At 57.8% G+C, this 20490-nt stretch carries 15 protein-coding genes; 3 read left to right on the forward strand and 12 right to left on the reverse strand.

From position 1 onward, the window contains the following. Positions 1-49 precede the first annotated feature (49 nt). The 9 genes from C7H10_RS18305 to purU all read right to left on the reverse strand — a co-directional run bounded on the left by C7H10_RS18305 (position 50) and on the right by purU (position 12103). Positions 50-346 carry an integration host factor subunit beta gene (locus tag C7H10_RS18305; protein ID WP_058090541.1) on the reverse strand — a complete coding sequence of 99 codons (297 nt, stop codon included), beginning with the start codon at positions 344-346 and terminating at the stop codon, positions 50-52. Positions 347-478: 132 nt separating this feature from the next. Next, positions 479-2170, reverse strand: a complete 1692-nt coding sequence (gene rpsA / locus C7H10_RS18310) for a 30S ribosomal protein S1 (RefSeq protein ID WP_058090540.1) — start codon at positions 2168-2170, stop codon at positions 479-481. Positions 2171-2301: 131 nt separating this feature from the next. Next, on the reverse strand, positions 2302-2982 hold the full coding sequence (gene cmk, locus C7H10_RS18315; RefSeq protein ID WP_061332741.1) for a (d)CMP kinase: 681 nt from the start codon (positions 2980-2982) through the stop codon (positions 2302-2304). Next, positions 2982-5210 (reverse strand): bifunctional prephenate dehydrogenase/3-phosphoshikimate 1-carboxyvinyltransferase, encoded by a 2229-nt coding sequence (locus C7H10_RS18320; protein WP_106695960.1) that lies wholly within the window; start codon positions 5208-5210, stop codon positions 2982-2984. The genes cmk and C7H10_RS18320 overlap by 1 nt, the downstream gene beginning before the upstream one ends. A gap of 1 nt (position 5211) precedes the next feature. Continuing rightward, positions 5212-6336: a histidinol-phosphate transaminase gene (hisC, locus tag C7H10_RS18325; protein WP_061332739.1), complete on the reverse strand. Its 1125-nt coding sequence runs from the start codon at positions 6334-6336 to the stop codon at positions 5212-5214. A gap of 33 nt (positions 6337-6369) precedes the next feature. Continuing rightward, positions 6370-7467: a prephenate dehydratase gene (pheA, locus tag C7H10_RS18330; protein ID WP_106695961.1), complete on the reverse strand. Its 1098-nt coding sequence runs from the start codon at positions 7465-7467 to the stop codon at positions 6370-6372. Between the two features lie 2 nt (positions 7468-7469). Continuing rightward, positions 7470-8552: a 3-phosphoserine/phosphohydroxythreonine transaminase gene (gene serC / locus C7H10_RS18335; RefSeq protein ID WP_106695962.1), complete on the reverse strand. Its 1083-nt coding sequence runs from the start codon at positions 8550-8552 to the stop codon at positions 7470-7472. Beyond that, positions 8549-11122, reverse strand: a complete 2574-nt coding sequence (gyrA, locus tag C7H10_RS18340) for a DNA gyrase subunit A (RefSeq protein WP_106695963.1) — start codon at positions 11120-11122, stop codon at positions 8549-8551. Before gyrA ends, serC begins: the two co-directional genes overlap by 4 nt. Positions 11123-11248: 126 nt before the next feature. Then, positions 11249-12103 (reverse strand): formyltetrahydrofolate deformylase, encoded by an 855-nt coding sequence (gene purU / locus C7H10_RS18345; RefSeq protein WP_058090533.1) that lies wholly within the window; start codon positions 12101-12103, stop codon positions 11249-11251. Between the two features lie 218 nt (positions 12104-12321). On the opposite strand from purU, the gene ggt reads away from it, so the two are divergent. The 3 genes from ggt to ftsH are packed head-to-tail and all read left to right on the forward strand — an operon-like array spanning position 12322 to position 16198. After that, a complete protein-coding gene (gene ggt / locus C7H10_RS18350; protein WP_244178343.1) occupies positions 12322-14007 on the forward strand; it encodes a gamma-glutamyltransferase in 1686 nt (561 codons plus the stop codon). 44 nt (positions 14008-14051) lie between these two features. Further along, the gene (locus tag C7H10_RS18355; RefSeq protein ID WP_058090531.1) at positions 14052-14300 is read left to right on the forward strand and encodes a YkoF family thiamine/hydroxymethylpyrimidine-binding protein; all 249 of its coding nucleotides are present in this window, start codon (positions 14052-14054) and stop codon (positions 14298-14300) included. Next, complete coding sequence (gene ftsH, locus C7H10_RS18360) at positions 14297-16198, forward strand: ATP-dependent zinc metalloprotease FtsH (RefSeq protein ID WP_106695965.1); 1902 nt, start codon at positions 14297-14299, stop codon at positions 16196-16198. The genes C7H10_RS18355 and ftsH overlap by 4 nt, the downstream gene beginning before the upstream one ends. A 13-nt stretch (positions 16199-16211) precedes the next feature. On the opposite strand, the gene C7H10_RS18365 is transcribed toward ftsH, so the two are convergent. From C7H10_RS18365 to yghU, 3 genes are read right to left on the reverse strand one after another with little or no spacing between them, the layout of a single operon-like run. Next, positions 16212-17069, reverse strand: a complete 858-nt coding sequence (locus C7H10_RS18365) for a universal stress protein (RefSeq protein ID WP_061332732.1) — start codon at positions 17067-17069, stop codon at positions 16212-16214. After that, positions 17059-19458, reverse strand: coding sequence for a Lon protease family protein (locus C7H10_RS18370; RefSeq protein WP_106695966.1), 2400 nt, complete (start codon positions 19456-19458; stop codon positions 17059-17061). The genes C7H10_RS18365 and C7H10_RS18370 overlap by 11 nt, the downstream gene beginning before the upstream one ends. Positions 19459-19467: 9 nt before the next feature. Further along, positions 19468-20340, reverse strand: coding sequence for a glutathione-dependent disulfide-bond oxidoreductase (yghU, locus tag C7H10_RS18375; RefSeq protein WP_106695967.1), 873 nt, complete (start codon positions 20338-20340; stop codon positions 19468-19470). Positions 20341-20490: the final 150 nt, after the last annotated feature.

Consider the following 20490-nt stretch of genomic DNA (forward strand, 5'->3'; position numbering starts at 1 on the left):
CGCCAGGCCCGATAGTGCGGTGTTCCATCAGCATTGCCTGGAACCGGGTTTAAAAACCCTTCTTCAAGCTGTCATTCACCTGCTCACGCAATTCTTTGCCGGGCTTGAAGTGCGGAACATACTTGGCAGGCAGTTGCACCGCTTCACCAGTTTTCGGATTACGCCCGGTTCGGGCTGCCCGGTGGTGCAGGGAAAAGCTGCCAAATCCCCTGATTTCAATACGCTGACCATCGGCAAGGGCCTGAGACATATGCTCGATGATGGTCTTAACCGCTAACTCCACATCCTTGACGGAGAGCTGCGTTTGCTTTGAGGCAATCAGTTCAACCAGTTCGGACTTCGTCATGAGGCGTTTCCCTCTGTCATTATTATTCCGCAGTCAATTACCGGGTCCCAGTGCCTCTAGTTTAGCCAAACCAGAAAAAAACACAAAAAAAACGGGCTCTTAGAGCCCGTTTTTTTGATGCCAACCGGAAAATTAATCCTTATTGGCGTTTTGCTGCTGCATCTGCTCTTTGATCAGATCACCGATGGTGGTCGCACCAGAGGATTCTGCAGTTTTGCTACGTACGTTTTCCAGAGCCTGCTTGTCGTCTTCAACGTCTTTGGACTTGACAGACAGGTTGATTACGCGGTTCTTGCGATCGATGCTGATGATCTTCGCTTCAACTTCTTCGCCTTCTTTCAGAACGTTACGCGCGTCTTCAACGCGGTCACGGCTGATCTCAGAAGCCTTCAGTACCGCCTCAACTTCCTCGTTCAGGGCAATGGTAGCGCCTTTGGCGTCTACTGCAGAAACAGTACCCTTAACGATGGAGCCCTTGTCGTTCAGCTGAACGAACTCGGCGAACGGATCGCTTTCCAGTTGCTTGATACCCAGGGAGATGCGCTCGCGCTCTGGATCAACAGACAGGATAACGGTTTCAACTTCGTCGCCTTTCTTGTACTCGCGAACGGCTTCTTCGCCAGTCTCGTTCCAGCTGATGTCAGACAGGTGAACCAGACCGTCGATGCCACCGTCCAGGCCGATGAAGATACCGAAGTCAGTGATTGACTTGATCTTACCGGAGATACGGTCGCCCTTGTTGAACTTGCCGGAGAAGTCTTCCCACGGGTTGGCAACGCACTGCTTGATGCCCAGGGAAATACGACGACGCTCTTCGTCGATATCCAGGATCATCACTTCAACTTCGTCGCCTACCTGAACAACCTTGGACGGATGGATGTTCTTGTTGGTCCAATCCATTTCGGATACGTGAACCAGACCTTCAACACCCTCTTCCAGCTCGGCAAAGCAGCCATAGTCAGTCAGGTTGGTGACGCGTGCAGTAACCTTGGCACCTTCAGGGTAACGGGCCTTGATTTCTACCCACGGATCTTCACCCAGCTGCTTCAGACCCAGAGATACGCGGTTACGCTCGCGATCAAACTTCAGGACCTTAACATTGATTTCGTCGCCCACATTCACGATTTCGCTCGGATGCTTGATGCGCTTCCAGGCCATATCGGTGATGTGCAGCAGGCCGTCAACACCGCCCAGATCTACGAACGCGCCGTAGTCGGTCAGGTTCTTGACGATACCCTTGATTTCCAGACCTTCGGTCAGGGTTTCCAGCAGAGCTTCGCGCTGCTCGCTGTTTTCAGCTTCCAGAACGGCGCGGCGGGAAACAACCACGTTGTTACGCTTCTGGTCCAGCTTGATAACCTTGAATTCGAGTTCTTTGTTCTCCAGGTGCGCAGTGTCGCGAACCGGACGAACGTCTACCAGGGAACCCGGCAGGAAGGCACGGATGCCAGCCAGATCAACAGTGAAACCACCCTTGACCTTGCCATTGATAATACCCTTGACCACTTCTTCCGCTTCGAAGGACTTCTCAAGTACCTTCCAGGCTTCAGCGCGCTTGGCCTTCTCACGGGACAGACGGGTTTCACCGAAACCGTCTTCAACTGCATCGAGAGCCACATCGACAACGTCGCCGATAGCTACTTCCAACTCGCCTTTTTCGTTCAGGAACTGGGAGGCGGGGATAACGCCTTCGGACTTCAGTCCGGCGTTAACGGTGACCCAGTCGTTATCGACGTCTACAACGGTTCCCTGAACAATGGAACCTGGTTGCATATCGATTTCTTTCAAACTTTCTTCGAAAAGATCCGCAAAGCTCTCGCTCATTATGTGCCCTATATGATCAACGCAAGTGTGCTCCGTGCCGCCAGCAACACGGTCTGTTAACGATTTCCGGAATCAGCCAGCGGCTGGCAATTTAGCGCTGTTTCCGGCATTCCAACAACAAAAAGGTGTAGTCAGGCCTGACCTGCTGCGGCCATACACCTGTCTAACACCTCTTCTATACTCAAACCCGTAGAATCAATGACTTGCGCATCATCTGCAGGCTTGAGAGGGGCCGCTGACCGGTTCATATCCCGATCGTCACGCACCCGTATCTCTTCCAAAAGGGCGTCAATGTTAACATCGACCCCTGCTTGCTTCAACTGATTATAACGGCGCCGCGCCCGCTCCTCGGCACTGGCGGTCAGGAATATCTTTACCGGCGCATCGGGGAAAACCACCGTTCCCATATCCCGACCATCTGCCACCAGCCCGGGCAGCTGCCGAAAATCCCGCTGGCGTTGCAACAGCGCATCCCGCACCGGCTGTATCACCGCCACCTTTGAGGCATTGTCGCCACAGGTTTCAGTGCGGATTTCCGAGGTTACGTCCTCACCTGCCAGCACCACCTTTACCGGGTGGCCTTCGCCGGTGGGCTCGAAAGCCACATCCAGGGTGGCCGCCACCTTTACCAGACCGGCTTCGTCATTCAATGCCACGCCCTGTCGCATAGCCGCCAATGCCGTCAACCGATAAAGCGCCCCGCTGTCGAGCAGATGCCAGCCAAGCTTTCTGGCCAGCATCTGAGTGATGGTACCTTTACCGGAACCTCCGGGACCATCAACGGCGATTACCGGTGCCTTGCTTTGGGTCATTAAAACTCGCCTTCTGTACTGATTTGAATGCCAGTCTGTTTGGCCAGGTCAACAAAGCCCGGGAACGACGTAGCCACATTTGCACAATCGTTGATGCGGATAGGGCCAGTGGCTCGCAGAGAGGCAACGGCGAACGACATGGAGATCCGGTGATCTTCATGGCTTTCAACCGTGCCGCCACCAATGGTCTGGCCGCCCTCGATGACAATACCATCCGGAGTAACCGTGGTTTCAACGCCCAGAGCCGCAAGCCCGTCCGCCATGACCTGAATCCGGTCACTTTCTTTTACCCGAAGCTCTTCTGCCCCACGCAACACGGTGCGGCCCTTGGCGCAGGTTGCAGCAATAAACAGCACCGGGAATTCGTCGATCGCCAGCGGCACCTGGTCTTCCGGAATATCAATACCGCGCAGCTCTGCGGACCGAACGCGCAGGTCAGCCACGGGCTCGCCGCCAATCACCCGCTCTTCGAGTACCTCAATGTTGGCACCCATCTGGCGAAGGATATTGATCACCCCTACCCGTGTCGGGTTCATGCCAACATGGCGCAGGGTCAGGTCGGAATCCGGTGCGATACTCGCCGCCACCAGGAAGAATGCCGCCGAGGAAATATCCGCCGGCACGTCAATGGCGCAGGCAGTCAGCTTGCCACCACCGGTGACGCTGGCTGTGGCTCCATCACGGTGAACGTGGTAACCGAAGCCCTCCAGCATTCGTTCGGTATGGTCACGGGTCGGTGCGGGTTCAGTTACCGACGTCACGCCTTCGGCGTACAGGCCCGCCAGTAGCAGGCAGGACTTGACCTGGGCACTGGCAACCGGCATTTCATAGTGGATACCGGTCAACGGGTTACCGCCGCGGATCCTGAGCGGTGGGCGACCACCCTCGGCGGTATCAATCACCGCACCCATCGCACGCAGCGGGTCGGCAACCCGGCCCATGGGGCGCTTGGACAAGCTGGCATCGCCGGTTAACTCGGAGTCAAAAGGCTGTGCCGCCAGCAGGCCAGAGAACAGGCGCATAGCCGTACCGGAGTTACCCAGGTATAGAGGGCCGCGCGGTGCCTGGAGCCCGTGCATACCCACGCCATGAATGCGCACGAAGCCGTCTTCCGGGCCCTCTATGGTTACGCCCATATCCCTGAATGCCTGCAAGGTGGCCAGGCTGTCTTCGCCTTCCAGAAAGCCCTTCACCTCGGTAACACCTTCGGCCAGGGCGCCCAGCATGATCGACCGGTGCGACATGGATTTGTCACCCGGAACCCGAATGTCACCCCGAACGGAACCGCCGGGCTGCATAGTAAAAATAACCTGCTTGTCGGTATTGTTAGTCACGTAAGCCTGTCCTGAAAGCATCTTCGAAAAATGTTCCCGCGCCGCTTTGGCGCGACTGAAAACCCGCAGCAGGGTTGCACCATCGCCATTGGCAATGGCCGCCCTGAGCTGATCCAGGTCTTGGGTAAAATGATCAATCACGCGCAACACGGCATCGCGGTTTGACAGAAAAATGTCATGCCACATTACCGGATCACTGGCGGCAATGCGGGTGAAGTCCCGGAAGCCACCGGCGGCGTACCGGAAAATGTCCATATTCTCGTCTTCGCCCGCCAGGGTGTCCACCAGGGAAAAAGCAATGAGATGGGGCAAATGACTGGTGGCCGCCAACACTTCATCGTGATACGCCACCGACATGGTCAGGACCGTTGCACCGGTGCCCTCCCACAGAGCTGTTAGCCCTGAAAGCGCCGCCGCATCGGCATCGTCGGCTGGGGTCAGAATGACTTTGTGATTGGCGAACAGGTCCGGGTTGGCCGCCCGGATACCGCTTTTCTCCGAGCCGGCAATCGGATGCCCGGGGATCACTCTTGGCGACAGGCTGCCGAATACGGCCTTAACATCTGCGACGAAACTGGACTTGGTGCTGCCGACATCGGTCAACACTGCGTCACTCGCCAGCCAGGGTCTTATCTGTTCAAGCACCACCCGCGTTGCCCGCACCGGCACGGCCAGGACCACCAGATCACTGCCTCGCACCGCCTGTTCCAGGGTGGTCGCTGCCTGGTCAATAACACCGAGGTCCACGCCCAGTGCCGCGTCTTCCGGTTTTTGATCAAAGCCCACGACAACCCGCGCCAGGTTGTGGCTGCGAATGGCGCTGGCGAGGGAACCACCTATCAGCCCAAGGCCAATGACAGCAACACGCTGAAAAAGAGGCTGGTTATCAGCCACCTCAGCCCCCCTGCCCGGCAGCCGCCAGGGACTGGGACAAGGCATCCAGGAATCGCTCGTTTTCCTCTGGGAGCCCCACCGACACCCGCAGGTGAAGCGGCATGCCATAGCCGGCAATCGGGCGAACAATCACACCATGAGACAGTAGCGACTGATAGATTCCCTGGGCCTGATCACCCACTTCAACGGCAATAAAATTACCCGCAGATGGGATATAAGGCAGGCCTATTAATTCAAAGGCTTCCGATAGCTGACGCAGGCCAGCCGCATTCACTTCCCGGGAACGATTCAGATAGGCTTCATCCTGCAAAACCGCCGTGGCCGCCGCAAGGGCGACCGAGTCAACATTAAACGGCTGCCGCACCCGGTTCAGGATATCAGCAATGGCGGGCGAGCTTATGGCATAGCCAACCCGTAACGCGGCCAGGCCCCAGGCTTTGGAGAAGGTGCGACAGACGATCAGGTTCGGATAACGTTCAAGTAGCTTGATGCCATCCGGGTATTCCTCGCCGGTCAGGTACTCGCAGTAGGCTTCATCCAAAACCACCAGCACCCGCTCCGGGATTTTATCCAGAAACGACTCAATGGCTCTGGCGGTATGCACGGTTCCGGTAGGATTGTTGGGGTTGGCCACGAACACCAGCTTGGTGCGTTCGGTCACCGCCGCCGCCATGGCATCCAGATCGTGCCCCCACTCTTTGGCGGGAACCGGCACCCCTTTGGCACCAATGGCCTGGGTAACGATGGGATAAACCGCAAAGGCATATTGGGAAAACACCACTTCACTCTCGGTGTCGGCAAAACAGCGGGCAATCACCTCGAGCACATCATTAGAGCCGTTACCCAAGGTAATCTGATCCATACCCACGCCGAACCGGTTGGCCAGTGCCTGTTTCAGCTCAAAGCCGTTGCCATCAGGGTACAGGCAAAGTTCTTCCAGCGCTTTACGAGCGGCCGCCAGGGCCTTCTCGCTGGGCCCCAGAGGGTTCTCGTTGCTGGCCAGCTTGATGATCTCCGCGGGATTCAACCCCAGTTCCCGGGCAAGCTCCTCAATGGGCTTACCGGGCTGATACGGAGACAGAGCCTGAACACCTTTTACCGCAAGACTCTGGTAATCCACTGCCATTCAACTTTCCTCCCGTTGAGGTCTGTTCAGGAATCAAAGCACGCCGATGGGATAGGAGCCCAGGCGCTTCAGCTCCACGGCTTCCTGGTCGATTTCTGACAACACTTTCTTTACCTGCTCATCTTCCACGTGCCCCTCGAAATCTATGTAGAACACATAGGCCCAGGTACCACTGGGCGACGGCCGGGTTTCGATGCGAGTCAAGCTGATGCCATGGCGATGGAAAGGCTCCAGCACCGCATACAGGGCGCCAGGTTTGTTGCGCATGGAAACCAGTACGGATGACTTGTCCTGGCCGCTGGCCGGCACCTCTTCGCGCCCGATAATAAGGAAGCGGGTGGTGTTGTCCGGGCGGTCCTCAATGCTGCTGGACAGCTTTTCGAGGCCGTACAGCTCGGCGGCCATATCGCCGGCAATCGCGGCGGAGCCGGGCTCTTCCGCCGCACGGCGGGCCGCTTCCGCATTGCTGGAAACGGTGATGCGCTCAATGCCATAACGGTGTGTATCCAACCACTGCCGGCACTGGGCAAACGACTGCTGATGAGAATAGATGCGGGTAATGTCCTGGTCTTTGTGCTTGGGCGAGACCAGCAAATGATGGTGAATGCGCAACTGCACCTCGCCACAGATTTTCAGCGGCGAGGAAATGAACATATCCAGCGTGTGGTTGACCATGCCTTCAGTGGAGTTTTCCACCGGCACCACGCCGTATTGGGCCGCACCGGATTCCACTTCACGGAACACCGCGTCAATGGCTGGCAGCGGAACGCTGATGACGGAATGGCCAAAGTGTTTGAGCGCCGCCGCCTGGGTAAAGGTGCCCAGGGGCCCCAGGAACGCGATGTGCATCGGCTTTTCCAATGCCAGGCAGGCAGACATGATCTCCCGGAACAACCGGGCCATCTCTTCGGCCGCCAGCGGCCCGGGGTTCTGTTCCTTGATACGGCGCAGCACCTGGGCTTCCCGTTCCGGACGGTAGAAGAACACGTCCTGACCAGGATTGGCAGCCATCTTCACATTGGCCACTTCCTGGGCACACTTGGCGCGAGCGCTGATCAACTGCATGATCTGTTGATCAAGGCTGTCTATTTCGTCCCGCAGTTCACCCAGGCGGGTCTTCTCATCCGTCATGATCAGCCCCGCTCCTTCGCAAATTCCGCCATATAGTCAATCAACGCATCCACGCCCTCTTCCGGCATGGCGTTGTAGATACTGGCGCGCATACCACCCACAGAGCGGTGCCCCTGCAAGTTGAGCAACCGGCGCGCTTCTGCACCTTTCAGGAACTCACCATTGAGAGTATCGTCCGCCAGGGTAAACGGTATGTTCATCCAGGAACGGAAGCGCGGCTCAATGGGGTTGGCGTAGAAATCATTGGTGTCGATGAAGTCATACAACTTCCGGGCTTTACGGGCGTTGATTTCGCCCATGGCCTTGACGCCACCCTGCTCTTTCAGCCATTTGAACACCAGGCCAGACAGGTACCAGGAATAGGTGGCCGGGGTGTTGTACATGGAGCCGTTATCCGCGATGACCTGATAGTTCATCATGGTCGGCGTTTCCTTACGAGCCTTACCCAGCAAGTCTTTGCGGATAATGACCACCACCAGGCCCGACGGCCCGATGTTCTTCTGGGCGCCAGCGTAAATCAGCCCGAACTTGTTGATATCCACCGGGCGAGACAGCATGGTGGACGACATATCCGCCACCAGCGGTACACTGCCGCTGTCTGGAATGAAGTCGTATTCCAGGCCACCGATGGTTTCATTGGGGGTGTAGTGCAGGTAGGCGGCGTCGGCACTGGCATTCCAGCTAGACTGATCTGGAATGGTGGTAAACCCGCCATCCTCGGAGCTGGCCACCACATTCACGTTACCATAGCGCTTGGCCTCAGCAATGGCCTTTTTGGACCAGATACCGGTGTTCACGTAATCGGCCGAGGACTTGTCACCCAGCAGGTTCAGCGGAATGGTGGAGAACTGACTGGAAGCTCCACCCTGCATGAAGAGTACGGCGTAATCATCTGAAATGCCTGCAAGTTCCCGAAGGTCCTTCTCAGCCGCATCGGCAATGGCCACAAACTCGTCACTACGATGGCTCATTTCCATAACCGACATACCGGTGCCACGCCAATCCAGCATCTCGTCACGAGCCTGCTTCAGCACGGCTTCCGGCAAGGTGGCCGGACCGGCACAGAAATTAAACGCCCTGCTCATTCTTCGGTTTCCTCGCCTTCTACTTCGACGTCGTCGTCATCAGATTCTGCGATACGCTCCACACCCACCAGGCGCTCATCTTCCTGAGACAGGCGAATGAGGCGCACACCCTGGGTGTTCCGGCTGAGCACCGAAACCTCGTCAGTGCGGGTACGCACCAGGGTGCCCTTGTCAGAGATCAGCATCATCTCGTCGCCTTCAAACAGCTGAAGTGCCGTCACCAGGTTGCCGTTACGCTCTGAACACTGCATGGCGATAACGCCCTGGCTACCACGGCTGTATGCCGGGAACTCGTCAATGGCGGTACGCTTGCCATAGCCATGCTCACTGGCAGTAAGAATCACACCGCCTTCCTGCGGGATGATCAGGGACACCACATGGTGGCCTTCCGGCATCTTGATACCACGTACACCACGGGCTGTCCGGCTCATCGGGCGTACCTGCTCCTCCTGGAACCGCACGGCTTTACCGGCGGTGGAGAACAGCATCACTTCGGCGGAACCATCCGTAATGGCTGCGCCAATCAGGGTATCGCCTTCGTCCAGGTTCAAAGCAATCAGACCACTGCTGCGCGGACGGGAGAAGTTCGGCAGCGGCGTTTTTTTGACGACACCGGCGGAGGTGGCCATCAATACAAACTGCTCTTCCGGGTAGTCCCGCACCGGCAGGAAAGTAGTAATCCGCTCACCCTCTTCCAGCGGCAGGATATTGACCATCGGCCGACCACGGGAACCACGGCTGCCACGGGGAATCTCAAACACCCGCAACCAGTACACCTTGCCCCGGTTGGAGAAACACAGAATGGTGTCGTGGGAGTTGGCCACCAGCAGCTTTTCGATGAAGTCTTCGTCTTTCATCGAGGTTGCTGCCTTGCCCCGGCCTCCACGGCGCTGGGCCTGGTAATCTTCAACCGCCTGGGTCTTGGCGTAACCGCTGTGGGAAATGGTGACCACCAGGTCTTCTTCATCGATCAGGTCAGCAATCGTCAGGTCGCGCTGCGAACTGGTGATCTCGGTACGGCGCTCGTCACCGAACTCCGCTACCACGGCTTCCAGCTCTTCACGGATGACCTGCATCAGGCGGTCCGGGTCTGCCAGAATTTCCAGCAGGCCGGCGATCTTCTCGAGGATATCCTTGTACTCATTCTGGAGTTTTTCGGTTTCCAGGCCGGTCAGGCGGTGCAGACGCATATCCAGAATGGCCTGGGTCTGCTCCGGAGACAGGTAATAAAGGCCATCGCGCAGGCCGTAGATCTCCGGCAGATCGTCCGGGCGGCAGGCGTCTTCACCGGCACGCTCCAGCATGGCCAGAACATCACCCGGCACCCAGCCCTTGGACATCAGCTTTTCTTTGGCTTCCACAGAGCTCGGTGATGCCTTGATCAGCTCGATCATTTCATCGATGTTGGCGAGGGCAACCGTCAGACCTTCCAGGATATGGCCGCGCTCGCGGGCCTTGCGCAGCTCATAGATGGTTCGGCGCGTCACCACTTCACGGCGATGGCGAACGAACGCATCGAGCATTTCCTTCAGGTTCAGAATCTTCGGCTCGCCGTTGATCAGCGCTACCATGTTGATACCGAACACGGTTTGCAGCTGAGTGTGAGCAAACAGATTGTTCACGATCACTTCGGGGTTTTCACCACGACGAAGCTCGATCACCACCCGGATGCCTTCCTTGTTGGATTCATCACGCAGCTCCGTGATGCCCTCCAGGCGCTTTTCCTTGACCAGTTCAGCAATCTTTTCGATCAACCGGGCCTTGTTCAGCTGGTACGGCAGTTCGGTGATGATGATGGCGTCACGATTGGTTTTCTTGTCGTGCTCAATCTCGTGGCGGGCGCGGATGTAAATGCGGCCACGACCAGTGCGGTAGGCTTCAACGATACCGGCACGGCCGTTGATGATGCCCTGGGTCGGGAAATCCGGGCCCGGAATGAACTCCATCAGCTCGTCGATGGACAGGTCCGGGTTATCAATCAGCGCCAGACAACCATTGACCACTTCGGTCAGGTTGTGGGGCGGAATGTTGGTCGCCATACCTACGGCAATACCGGAAGAACCATTGACCAGCAGGTTCGGTACACGGGTAGGCAGGACTTCCGGAATACGCTCGGTGCCGTCGTAGTTGTCGACGAAATCCACGGTTTCCTTGTCCAGGTCCGCCAGCAGCGAATGGGCAATTTTCTCCATGCGGATTTCGGTGTAACGCATGGCGGCGGCGTTGTCGCCGTCGATGGACCCGAAGTTACCCTGACCATCCACCAGCGGGTATCGTAAGGAGAACGGCTGAGCCATACGAACAATGGTGTCGTAAACGGCTGAATCACCATGGGGGTGATATTTACCGATAACGTCACCCACCACACGGGCGGATTTCTTGTATGCCTTGTTCCAGTCGTTACCCAACTCGGACATGGCGAACAGCACCCGACGGTGCACCGGCTTGAGGCCGTCACGCACGTCTGGCAGAGCCCGGCCGACGATAACGCTCATGGCGTAATCGAGGTAGGACTGCTTCAATTCGTCTTCAATATTGACCGGCAGGATCTCTTTGGCTAACTCACCCATCGAGAAAGGTTCCTTTGCGTTATCTGGAAGTCGTACCGGGGCCGTTTCCGGGCCCCGTCTTTATTCTTCAACAAGCCGCCAAGCATACCACAGTCCACTGCCCCGAGGGGCGACTGTGGCACAGCCTTAATCGAACACTACGGTCTTGTTTTCGTAGGTAATCACGCGGTCTTCGATATGAGACCGAAGACCGCGGGCCAGCACGTTCTTTTCAACGTCTTTGCCCAGGCGAACCATATCTTCAATGGAATCGCTGTGGCTGATGCGAATCACGTCTTGCTCGATGATCGGGCCTTCGTCCAGGTCCTGGGTCACGTAGTGGCAGGTGGCCCCGATCAGCTTCACACCCCGGCTGTAGGCCTGGTGATATGGGCGGGCCCCGGCAAACGACGGCAGGAAGCTGTGGTGAATGTTGATCACCTTGCCAGCGTACTTTTCGCACAGCTCAGCCGGCAGAATCTGCATGTAACGGGCCAGCACCACCACGTCGGCATCGTACTTCTGGAACAGCTCTTCAATATGAGCAAAAGCCTCTGCCTTGTTTTCCTTGCTAACCGGTATATGGTGATAGGGAATATCGTGCCACTCCACCATCCGGCGCAGGTCATCGTGGTTGGAAATAACCGCCACCATTTCGGCGTTCAGTTCCTTGCTGTGCCAGCGGTGCAGGAGGTCCGCCAGACAGTGTGATTCCTTGCTGCACATCAAGATGACACGTTTGGGCCGGGCGGAATCGGCAATGTGCCAGCGCATATTGAATTCGCGGGCAATCGGTTCGAACGCGGCCCGGAACTGATCCAGCCCGAAGGGAATCGACTCAGCTTTGATCTCGTGGCGCATGAAGAACCAGCCAGACTGAGTGTCTGAATGGTGGCTCGCCTCGGTAATCCAGCCGTTGTAGGTGGACAGAAAATTACTCACCTTGGCAACAATCCCTACCCGGTCCGGGCAGGAAATAACAAGACGATAGGTATGCTCCATTAAGCCTTTCCTTAACTTGAATCCGGGAAAGCGGGTGCGCCGGAAAACCACAGACATCCGCCTGCGGTGGCGTGCCTGAGCGCACCGGTAAAAATGACCGGCTATGATAGCCTATCTGGCAGCCAGAAACGAGGAATCCAATGACACACAGAGTGATCCACAGCCCCCGGCCAAGAATTCCACTGAGGCGCCTGTGGGGCCTGACAGCCGCATTGTTAATGTTACTGGCACTGAACACCGCTTACGCCAGCAACCAAGCCATCCTTGAGGGCGAGCGATTCCACCCCGTTCAGACCACTCAGGGCATGGTAGCCACCAGCCACACCCTGGCCAGCGAGGTGGCCCTGCAGGTTCTCAAAGACGGCGGCAACGCCATGGATGCCGCGGTCGCCGCCGGTTTTGCTTTGGCGGTGACCCAGCCCCGCTCCGGTAACATCGGTGGGGGAGGTTTTCTGTTGTATGCACCTGGTGACGGCGGCGCACCTGAGGCCATCGACTACCGGGAAACCGCCCCGGCCGGCGCCACGGAAACCATGTTTCAGGATAGCGGGGGCAACGTCATCAGCCAGCGCAGCCGGTTCAGTCACCAGGCCGCTGGCGTTCCCGGCACGGTCGCCGGCCTGGCCCTGGCATTGGAACGACACGGCACTCTCTCATTAAAGGAAGCCTTGGCCCCGGCCATCCAGCTTGCGCAAGAGGGCTTCGTGGTTCCCCATCGTTTCACCGAAGGCCTGGAACAAGCCAGAGAACGCCTGCAACGCTGGCCCGCTACCAAGGCGACCTTTTATAAGGAGGACGGTTCGGCACCGCAACCAGGTGAACTATTCAGACAACCCGACCTGGCTGACACCCTTAAACGCATTGCAGAGCATGGCCCAGCGGGTTTTTACCAGGGGAAGACCGCCCAGTTGATTGTTGATGAGATGCAACGCCACGACGGCCTGATCACCCTGGATGACCTCAAAGCCTATCGGCCCGCCGTCCGGCAACCGGTACATGGCCAATATCGTGGTTACGACATCTACTCCATGTCGCCACCCTCCTCCGGCGGCACCCATATCATCCAGATCCTCAACATCCTTGAGGGCTTCCCCATTACCGAGATGGGCCACAATTCCGCCGCGACCATTCATCACATGGCCGAGGCCATGAAACTGGCCTATGCCGACCGGGCTGAATACCTGGGCGATACCGATTTCGTGGAGGTTCCGCTGCGCGGGCTGACCAGCAGGGCCTATGCGGCAAAGCTGCGAAAAGGCATCAACCCGGACAAAGCACGGCCCGCCAGCGATATCAAACCCGGCCAGCCGGCTGCCCATGAAAGCCCCGAGACTACTCATTTTTCCGTGGTGGACCGCTGGGGCAATGCGGTATCCAACACCTACACCATCAACTTCAGCTATGGTTCCGGCATTACCGTTGCGGGCGCTGGTTTCCTGCTCAATAACGAAATGGATGATTTCAGCGCCAAGCCGGGTGAGCCCAATGCCTACGGCCTGATCGGCGGCGAGGCCAACAAGATCGAACCGGGCAAACGCATGCTCAGCTCCATGTCTCCGACCGTGGTGCGCAAAAACAACCGCAACTTCCTGGTAACCGGCAGCCCGGGCGGCTCCCGCATTATCACCACTACCCTGCAAGTTCTGATGAATGTGATTGACCACAACATGAACATCCAGACTGCCGTGGCTGCGCCCCGCATCCACCACCAGTGGCTGCCTGATGAAATCCGCATGGAACAGGGCATCAGCCCGGACACCGTCCGTCTGCTGGAGGCCAAAGGCCATAAGGTCACCACCAGCACGGCCATGGGCGCTATCCAGAGTATTATGATTGGACAAGATGGCACCCTCTACGGCGGTGCCGATCCACGCCGGAGCACGTCATCGGCGATGGGCTTTTAACCGGGCGGGAATTGACCCGCCTCAGACTGTTTGGGAGGCAAATCATGTATCTTTCTGTACAGCTGAGCTGTTATCCGCTTAAAGACGATTACAAGCAACCGATCTGGGATCTGATTGATCGCCTGAAACAAACCGGCCTGGAAGTCTATCCTGGGCGTATGAGCACCGAAATTTTCGGCGACTATGATGAAGTAATGAACGTGCTGTCCGATACCATGAAGTGGTCTTTCGAAACCTACGGAAAATCGGTGTTCGTGGCCAAGATCATGGAGGGCGACCGGAGGCCGAGATGACCAACCCGAACGAACCAGGCAAACCCGATAACAACGACAAGCCTCAACCAGCCATACCGAACCAGTATTCATTCCTGTGGCTGAGCGCTGCCTTTTTCCTGATGTTTTTGTGGCTACAGGACACCGGTCGCCCGCAGCAGCAGGAACTGGCCTATTCCGAGTTTAAAGAAGCGGTACTGAACGGGCAGGTGCAGGAAGTCACCCTGCGCAACGAAGAAATCCGTGGCCGGTTTACCGAGGCCGGTGCCGCCCGGTTCAGTTCCGATACCGGGCGCAGCACAGAGAATTTCCTGACGTTACGGCCACCGGTTGACGATCCGGATCTGCTGTCATTGCTGGAGCGGCAAGAGGTTGTCATTCGTGGTGCGCCATCGGGCCGGCCCTGGTGGCAGGACCTGATTCTTGGCTTCCTGCCCTGGATACTGTTGCTGGCGCTGATGTTCTGGTTCTGGGGGGCGGCACAAAAACGAATGACCCAAGGTGGCGGACCATTCGACTATGCCAAGTCCCGGGCCCGCCGGGCTCGCAAGGAAACCTCAACTACCACCCTGGATGACGTGGCAGGCATAGAATCCGCCAAGCGCGACATTGCGGAGATCATCGACTTCCTGAAATCGCCCGAGAAATACCGGCGCCTCGGGGCGGTCATGCCCAAAGGCGTGCTGCTGGTGGGGCCGCCTGGAACCGGTAAAACCCTGTTGGCGAGGGCCATTGCTGGCGAGGCGGAAGTACCCTTCTTCAGCATCAGCGCCTCGGAATTTATCGAGATGTTTGTCGGAGTGGGTGCCGCACGGGTTCGGGACATGTTCCAGAATGCCCGCAAGGAGGCACCCGCACTGATCTTCATCGACGAGCTGGATGCCATTGGCCGCTCCCGGGGCGCAGGCCTGGGCGGCGGACACGATGAACGGGAACAGACCCTGAACCAGATCCTGACCGAGATGGATGGCTTCGAAGCCCACGAGAATGTTTTGGTGCTGGCAGCCACCAACCGCCCGGACGTACTGGACAGCGCCCTGCTCCGCCCCGGCCGGTTCGACCGCAAGATCACCCTGGATCGCCCGCACAAAGAGGCCCGGGAAGCCATCCTCAAAGTGCACGTGCGCAAAGTGCCGCTGGCCGCCGATGTGGACCTTGCGCAGTTATCGGCCCGCACCACCGGTTTCTCCGGCGCAGACCTGAAAAACCTGGTCAACGAAGCGGCCCTGACCGCCGCCAGGGAAAATCTGGACGAGGTTAACGCCCACTGCTTTGAGCAGGCCCGGGACCGACTGATTCTGGGCGAGGAGCGGGATGCCCAGCTAACGCCGGAAGAACGGGAAGTGGTGGCCTACCACGAGTGCGGACACGCCATCATGGCCTATTACATGCCCAAGGCCGACCCACTCACCAAGATCACCATTATCCCCCATGGCATGGCCATGGGCGTAACCGAACAAACTCCTCGGGAAGACAAATACAACTACACCGAAAGCTACCTGCGGGATCGCATCAAAGTCATGCTGGGCGGCCGCTCCGCCGAGAAAATCATCTATGGCGAAGTCAGCACCGGTGCCCAGAACGATCTTAAAGAAGCCACAAAATTGCTGCGCCGAATGATCGGCCAGTGGGGCATGAGTGAGAAAGTGGGCCCACTGGGACTGGGTATCGGTGAGGAGCATGTATTCCTGGGACGGGAGATGGGTGCCCCCCGGGAGTACAGTGAAAAGCTGGCCGACCTGATTGATTCGGAAATCCAGTCGCAACTCATGGACCTGGAATCCTACACCGTCAACTTCCTCAAGGAACACCGCAAGGAGTTGGACGCCTTGGCCAAGGCGGTGATGAAACACGAAACCCTGTCAACGGAGGAAATCACCGAGGTGTTGAGCAAAGCCGGCGACCGGAAAATCGCATGATTCTCCACTGGCTTCAGGGTGTTACCGTCACCGGCAGGTTCATTTCAATCAGCAGGGTATCTGCACCCTGCTCACGGAACAGGCTGCACTGCCGGCTAAGCACCAGTTGCGAGGCGCCTTCCTCCCTGATCACCCGTGCAACAGCTCCGGCACTGGCCATGGGCAAGAAACTGACCCGGGCGGTAATACCCTCACTTTCCATATAGGCCAGCAAATCCTCGGCGATACGCTCATCACGGCCGGTTTCGGTTCGCACCAGGATCGTCAACGGCTGCCGGTTACGCCTTGCCAGCTCAGCGCCAACCCTGACAGCCCGATGGTTCGCCCCTTGATCGTGATTCAGCAACACCACAATGCGATTTCGGGACCGCATGGGCGGATCGGCCCACAACAACACATCCCCGAGCGCCTGGCTCACCAGAACCCTGGCCGTGGACCCAAGGCGAGAGCCCGGACTGCCAGACCAGCCCACGCGGCCTAACACCAGCAAATCCCCCGGCCGCGCCAGATTCAGTACTTCATCTGCCACACGGCCACGACACAAGGTGAGCGCCTGGGCAAGCCCCCGTTGCGCCATGGCACGCTCCAGCGATCTTCTCGCCTGCTCCGCCAGCGAGCGCATCCGGGCCTCAATAGCCGCAAGGTCCATTGGCCGGGCGACTCCGGAATTTCTGCCCACTTCCCTAGTGAACCCGTAGCCCGCGCTGCGCAACAGGTTCACCTCTTCCACGAACACCCCCAGCACCTCGGCTTTGCGCGCATGGGCAATGTCCGCCGCGGCTTCCAGAGCCGCCAAACTTAACCTTGAACCATCCAACAGAATCAGCACCCGGCCCACTGGCTCCACCGGTAGCTGTTGCTCAGCGGTCACCGTTCTTGCCTCCGCTGTCGTTATCCTGGGCGTCTTCCTTCTTTTGCCCTACCTTTGCATACTCAGCCAAACGATCAGCCACGCGACGGTTGAAGCTCCCTTCCGGATAACCGCCCTCATCGTCAGGCGAGCCTGGCGCCATGCCAGTCATCAGCTCAATGGCCTGGTCAATGTGGGTCATCGGGTAAATGGCAAACACGCCCTCCCGAACCGCCGTGCGCACCTCTTCGTTCAACATCAGGTGCTCAACGTTACTGGCGGGTAGCAACACGCCGTGGCCATTTACCCCACCGTTTTTCTTGCAGACATTGAAGAAGCCCTCGATTTTCTCATTCACCCCTCCCACTGCCTGAACCTCACCGTGCTGGTTCATGGAGCCGGTCACCGCCAACGACTGTTTCAGCGGCACGCCGGTAATGGCAGACAACAGCACACAGGTTTCCGCTACCGAGGCTGAATCCCCTTCCACGCCACCGTAGGATTGCTCGAAGGCGAGGCTCGCAGACAGGGATAAATCACCCATGGGCGCATAGCGGCCTGCCAGAAAGCGGGACAAGATCATCACCGCCTTACTGTGAATGGGCCCGCCAAGTTTCGCCTCACGCTCAATATCCACCACCTGGCCTTTGCCGGGCCGGGCGGTGGCCGTGATGCGGGTAGGCTGACCAAAACGGGTGGCACCTATCTGCAACACAGACAAGCCGTTCACCTGCCCCGCCTGCTCACCGTCTGTGGCAATCATCACCACACCCCGGTAGATCTGCTCCAGGCTACGTTCCCGAATGCGGCTGGCGCGGAACTCCCGCTCATCAATCGCCTGTTGAATATGCCCGATGCCAATGTGCTTGCTGTCAGCACGGGCAGCCCAGTGATTTGCCTCGCTGAGCAGGTCTTTCAATACCCGGTCATGGGCGGTCAGTTTTTTCTGGTCACCAGCCAGGCGACTGGCATGCTCAATCAAACGCCCCACGGCGGGCTTGTCCATTGGCCGGGCCTTTACAGATTTGGCCATGGTGGCAAGCATTCTGGCGTAGAGCTGATAGCTCTCTCCGTCCCGGTCCAGATCATCCTCGAAATCTGCCTCAACCTTGAACAGGTCGAGGAAGTCCGGGTCGTAGTGTGCCAACAGGTAATACAGGGTCCGGTCGCCCACCAGCACCACTTTCACTTTCAGCGGGATCGGTTCAGGCTGCTGACTGACGGTAGTGGCAAGGCCATAAAGGCGCTCCAGGGATTCAATACGAATTTCATTGGAAAACAGAATACGCTTCAGGCTTTCCCAGGCCATGGGCTGGGTCAGAATGCGGCGGGCATCCAGGATCAGAAAACCGCCGTTGGCCCGATGCAGCGAACCGGCCCGGATCAATGTGAAGTCCGTGTACAGGTTACCCTGGTGAGCACGATGCTCAATCTGACCGGTCAGGTGCTGGTGATTGGGCAGGTCCTCATACACCACCGGGGCGCCCTGCGTTTCCGAATTATCCACCAACAGGTTCACCCGGTAACGATTGAGCAACCCGGCGGGGGCGCCGTTCTCACTATCCTGGAAGGCTTCGGCGTGTTCTACCACGTCTTCCCGAACCGCATCCAGGTAGGCAACCACCTCCGGCAGGTGCGACCACTTCTCGCGCAATTCGCCAATGGGGCCGCCCAGGGTCAGCTGAACCATCTCTTCGTTCAGAGAATGGATACGCTCCCGCACTTCCTTGCGCAGCCGCGGCACTTGCTGGATAGCCTGCTGCAGTTTCTTCTGCAGGTCTTCAACCTTGGCCTCCACCAGCGCCTTCTCATCATCAGAGAAGGTCTTGTATTCCTCCGGCTCAATCACTTCGCCGTTACGCATGGGCGCAAAGGTAAAGCCGGCCGGAGTTGTGATCATGGCAATGTTGTTGGCGTTGGCTTCTTCCTGAATGGCGAACAGGCCCTTCTGCTGACGACGCGTCACCTCTTCCTGAAGCTCCTGAATGCGAGCCTGATACTCCTCACTTTCAAAGGTAGCCGGGATGGCGGTTTTCAGCTCCGCTGCCAGGTCACTCATATCGCGCTTGAACATCCGGCCTTCACCCGGCGGCAACTCAATGGCGTTCGGCTTGTCGGATTGCTGGAAGTTGAAAACATGGCACCAATCAGAAGGCACCGGCTGTCCTGAGGCGTGTTTATCGAGGAACTGCCTGACCAGTTCATGCTTGCCGGCCCCGGACGGGCCCAGCACAAACAGGTTAAAGCCATTGGCCTCCATGCTGGCGCCAAACTCCATCGCGCGCAGCAGGCGTTCCTGCCCAAAAGGAAGTTCCAGTTCCTCCAGCGTTGCCGTTGTCTCAAAGTTCAACTTGTCCAACGGACAACGGTGGTAAATCTGGTCTTCGGTTAACGCCGCAGGAATCGCCATTGTTTCCCCTTATTTTTCGCCGTCCAGCTTGTCCTGGGTACGCAAATCAAAGTCACTGGCATCATGCCGCTCGTGCAGCTGGGAAGACAGCTCACCCCAGGCCCGGTTTACCATGCGGCCACGTTGCACCGCGGGGCGCTTGGCCAGCTTATCTGTCCAACGCAAAATGTTCGTGTAGGTGTGGGCCTCCAGGAACTCCGCCGCCTCGTACACCGTGTTCTTCACCAGCGAGCCATACCAGGGCCAGATTGCCATGTCGGCAATGGTGTATTCATCACCGGCGATGTACTGGTTGTCCGCCAACTGGCGATCCAGCACATCCAGTTGCCGCTTCACCTCCATGGTGTAACGGTTGATCGGGTACTCGTATTTTTCCGGGGCATAGGCATAAAAATGCCCGAAACCACCACCCAAAATCGGTGCGCTGGCCATCTGCCAGAACAGCCAGTTCATCGTCTCTGTGCGCCGGGCCCGGTCTGTTGGTAAAAAGGCACCGAACTTTTCCGCCAGATAGAAAAGAATAGATCCGGATTCAAACACCCGCACGGCCGGGTTCTCGCTGCGGTCCAGCAACGCCGGAATCTTGGAATTCGGGTTTACCTCAACAAACCCGCTGCTGAACTGATCTCCTTCCATGATGTTGATCAGCCAGGCATCGTACTCTGCCTCTTTGATACCCTTCTCCAGCAACTCCTCAAACATCACCGTCGCTTTCACGCCATTGGGCGTGGCCAGGGAATACAGCTGGAATGGATGCTCCCCCACCGGCAACGCTTTGTCGTGGGTAGGCCCGGCAACGGGACGATTAATGTTGGCAAACCTGCCACCGTTACTGCTGTCCCATTTCCAGACCTTTGGAGGCGTATAGGTTGAATCACTCATGTTTGGTCTCCGATTGACGGTGAGTAAGCTATTGACCGACTTTACCTGATTGCCCCTGCCGTTAGCACCTGTGTTCGCATTGAGAATGCGCCGGATCAAATCCGGGAGTTCCCAACAGGCTATACTGGTCGTGATCTGTTGTTTACGAAG

It is taken from the genome of Marinobacter shengliensis (assembly GCF_003007715.1).
Lineage (GTDB): Bacteria > Pseudomonadota > Gammaproteobacteria > Pseudomonadales > Oleiphilaceae > Marinobacter > Marinobacter shengliensis.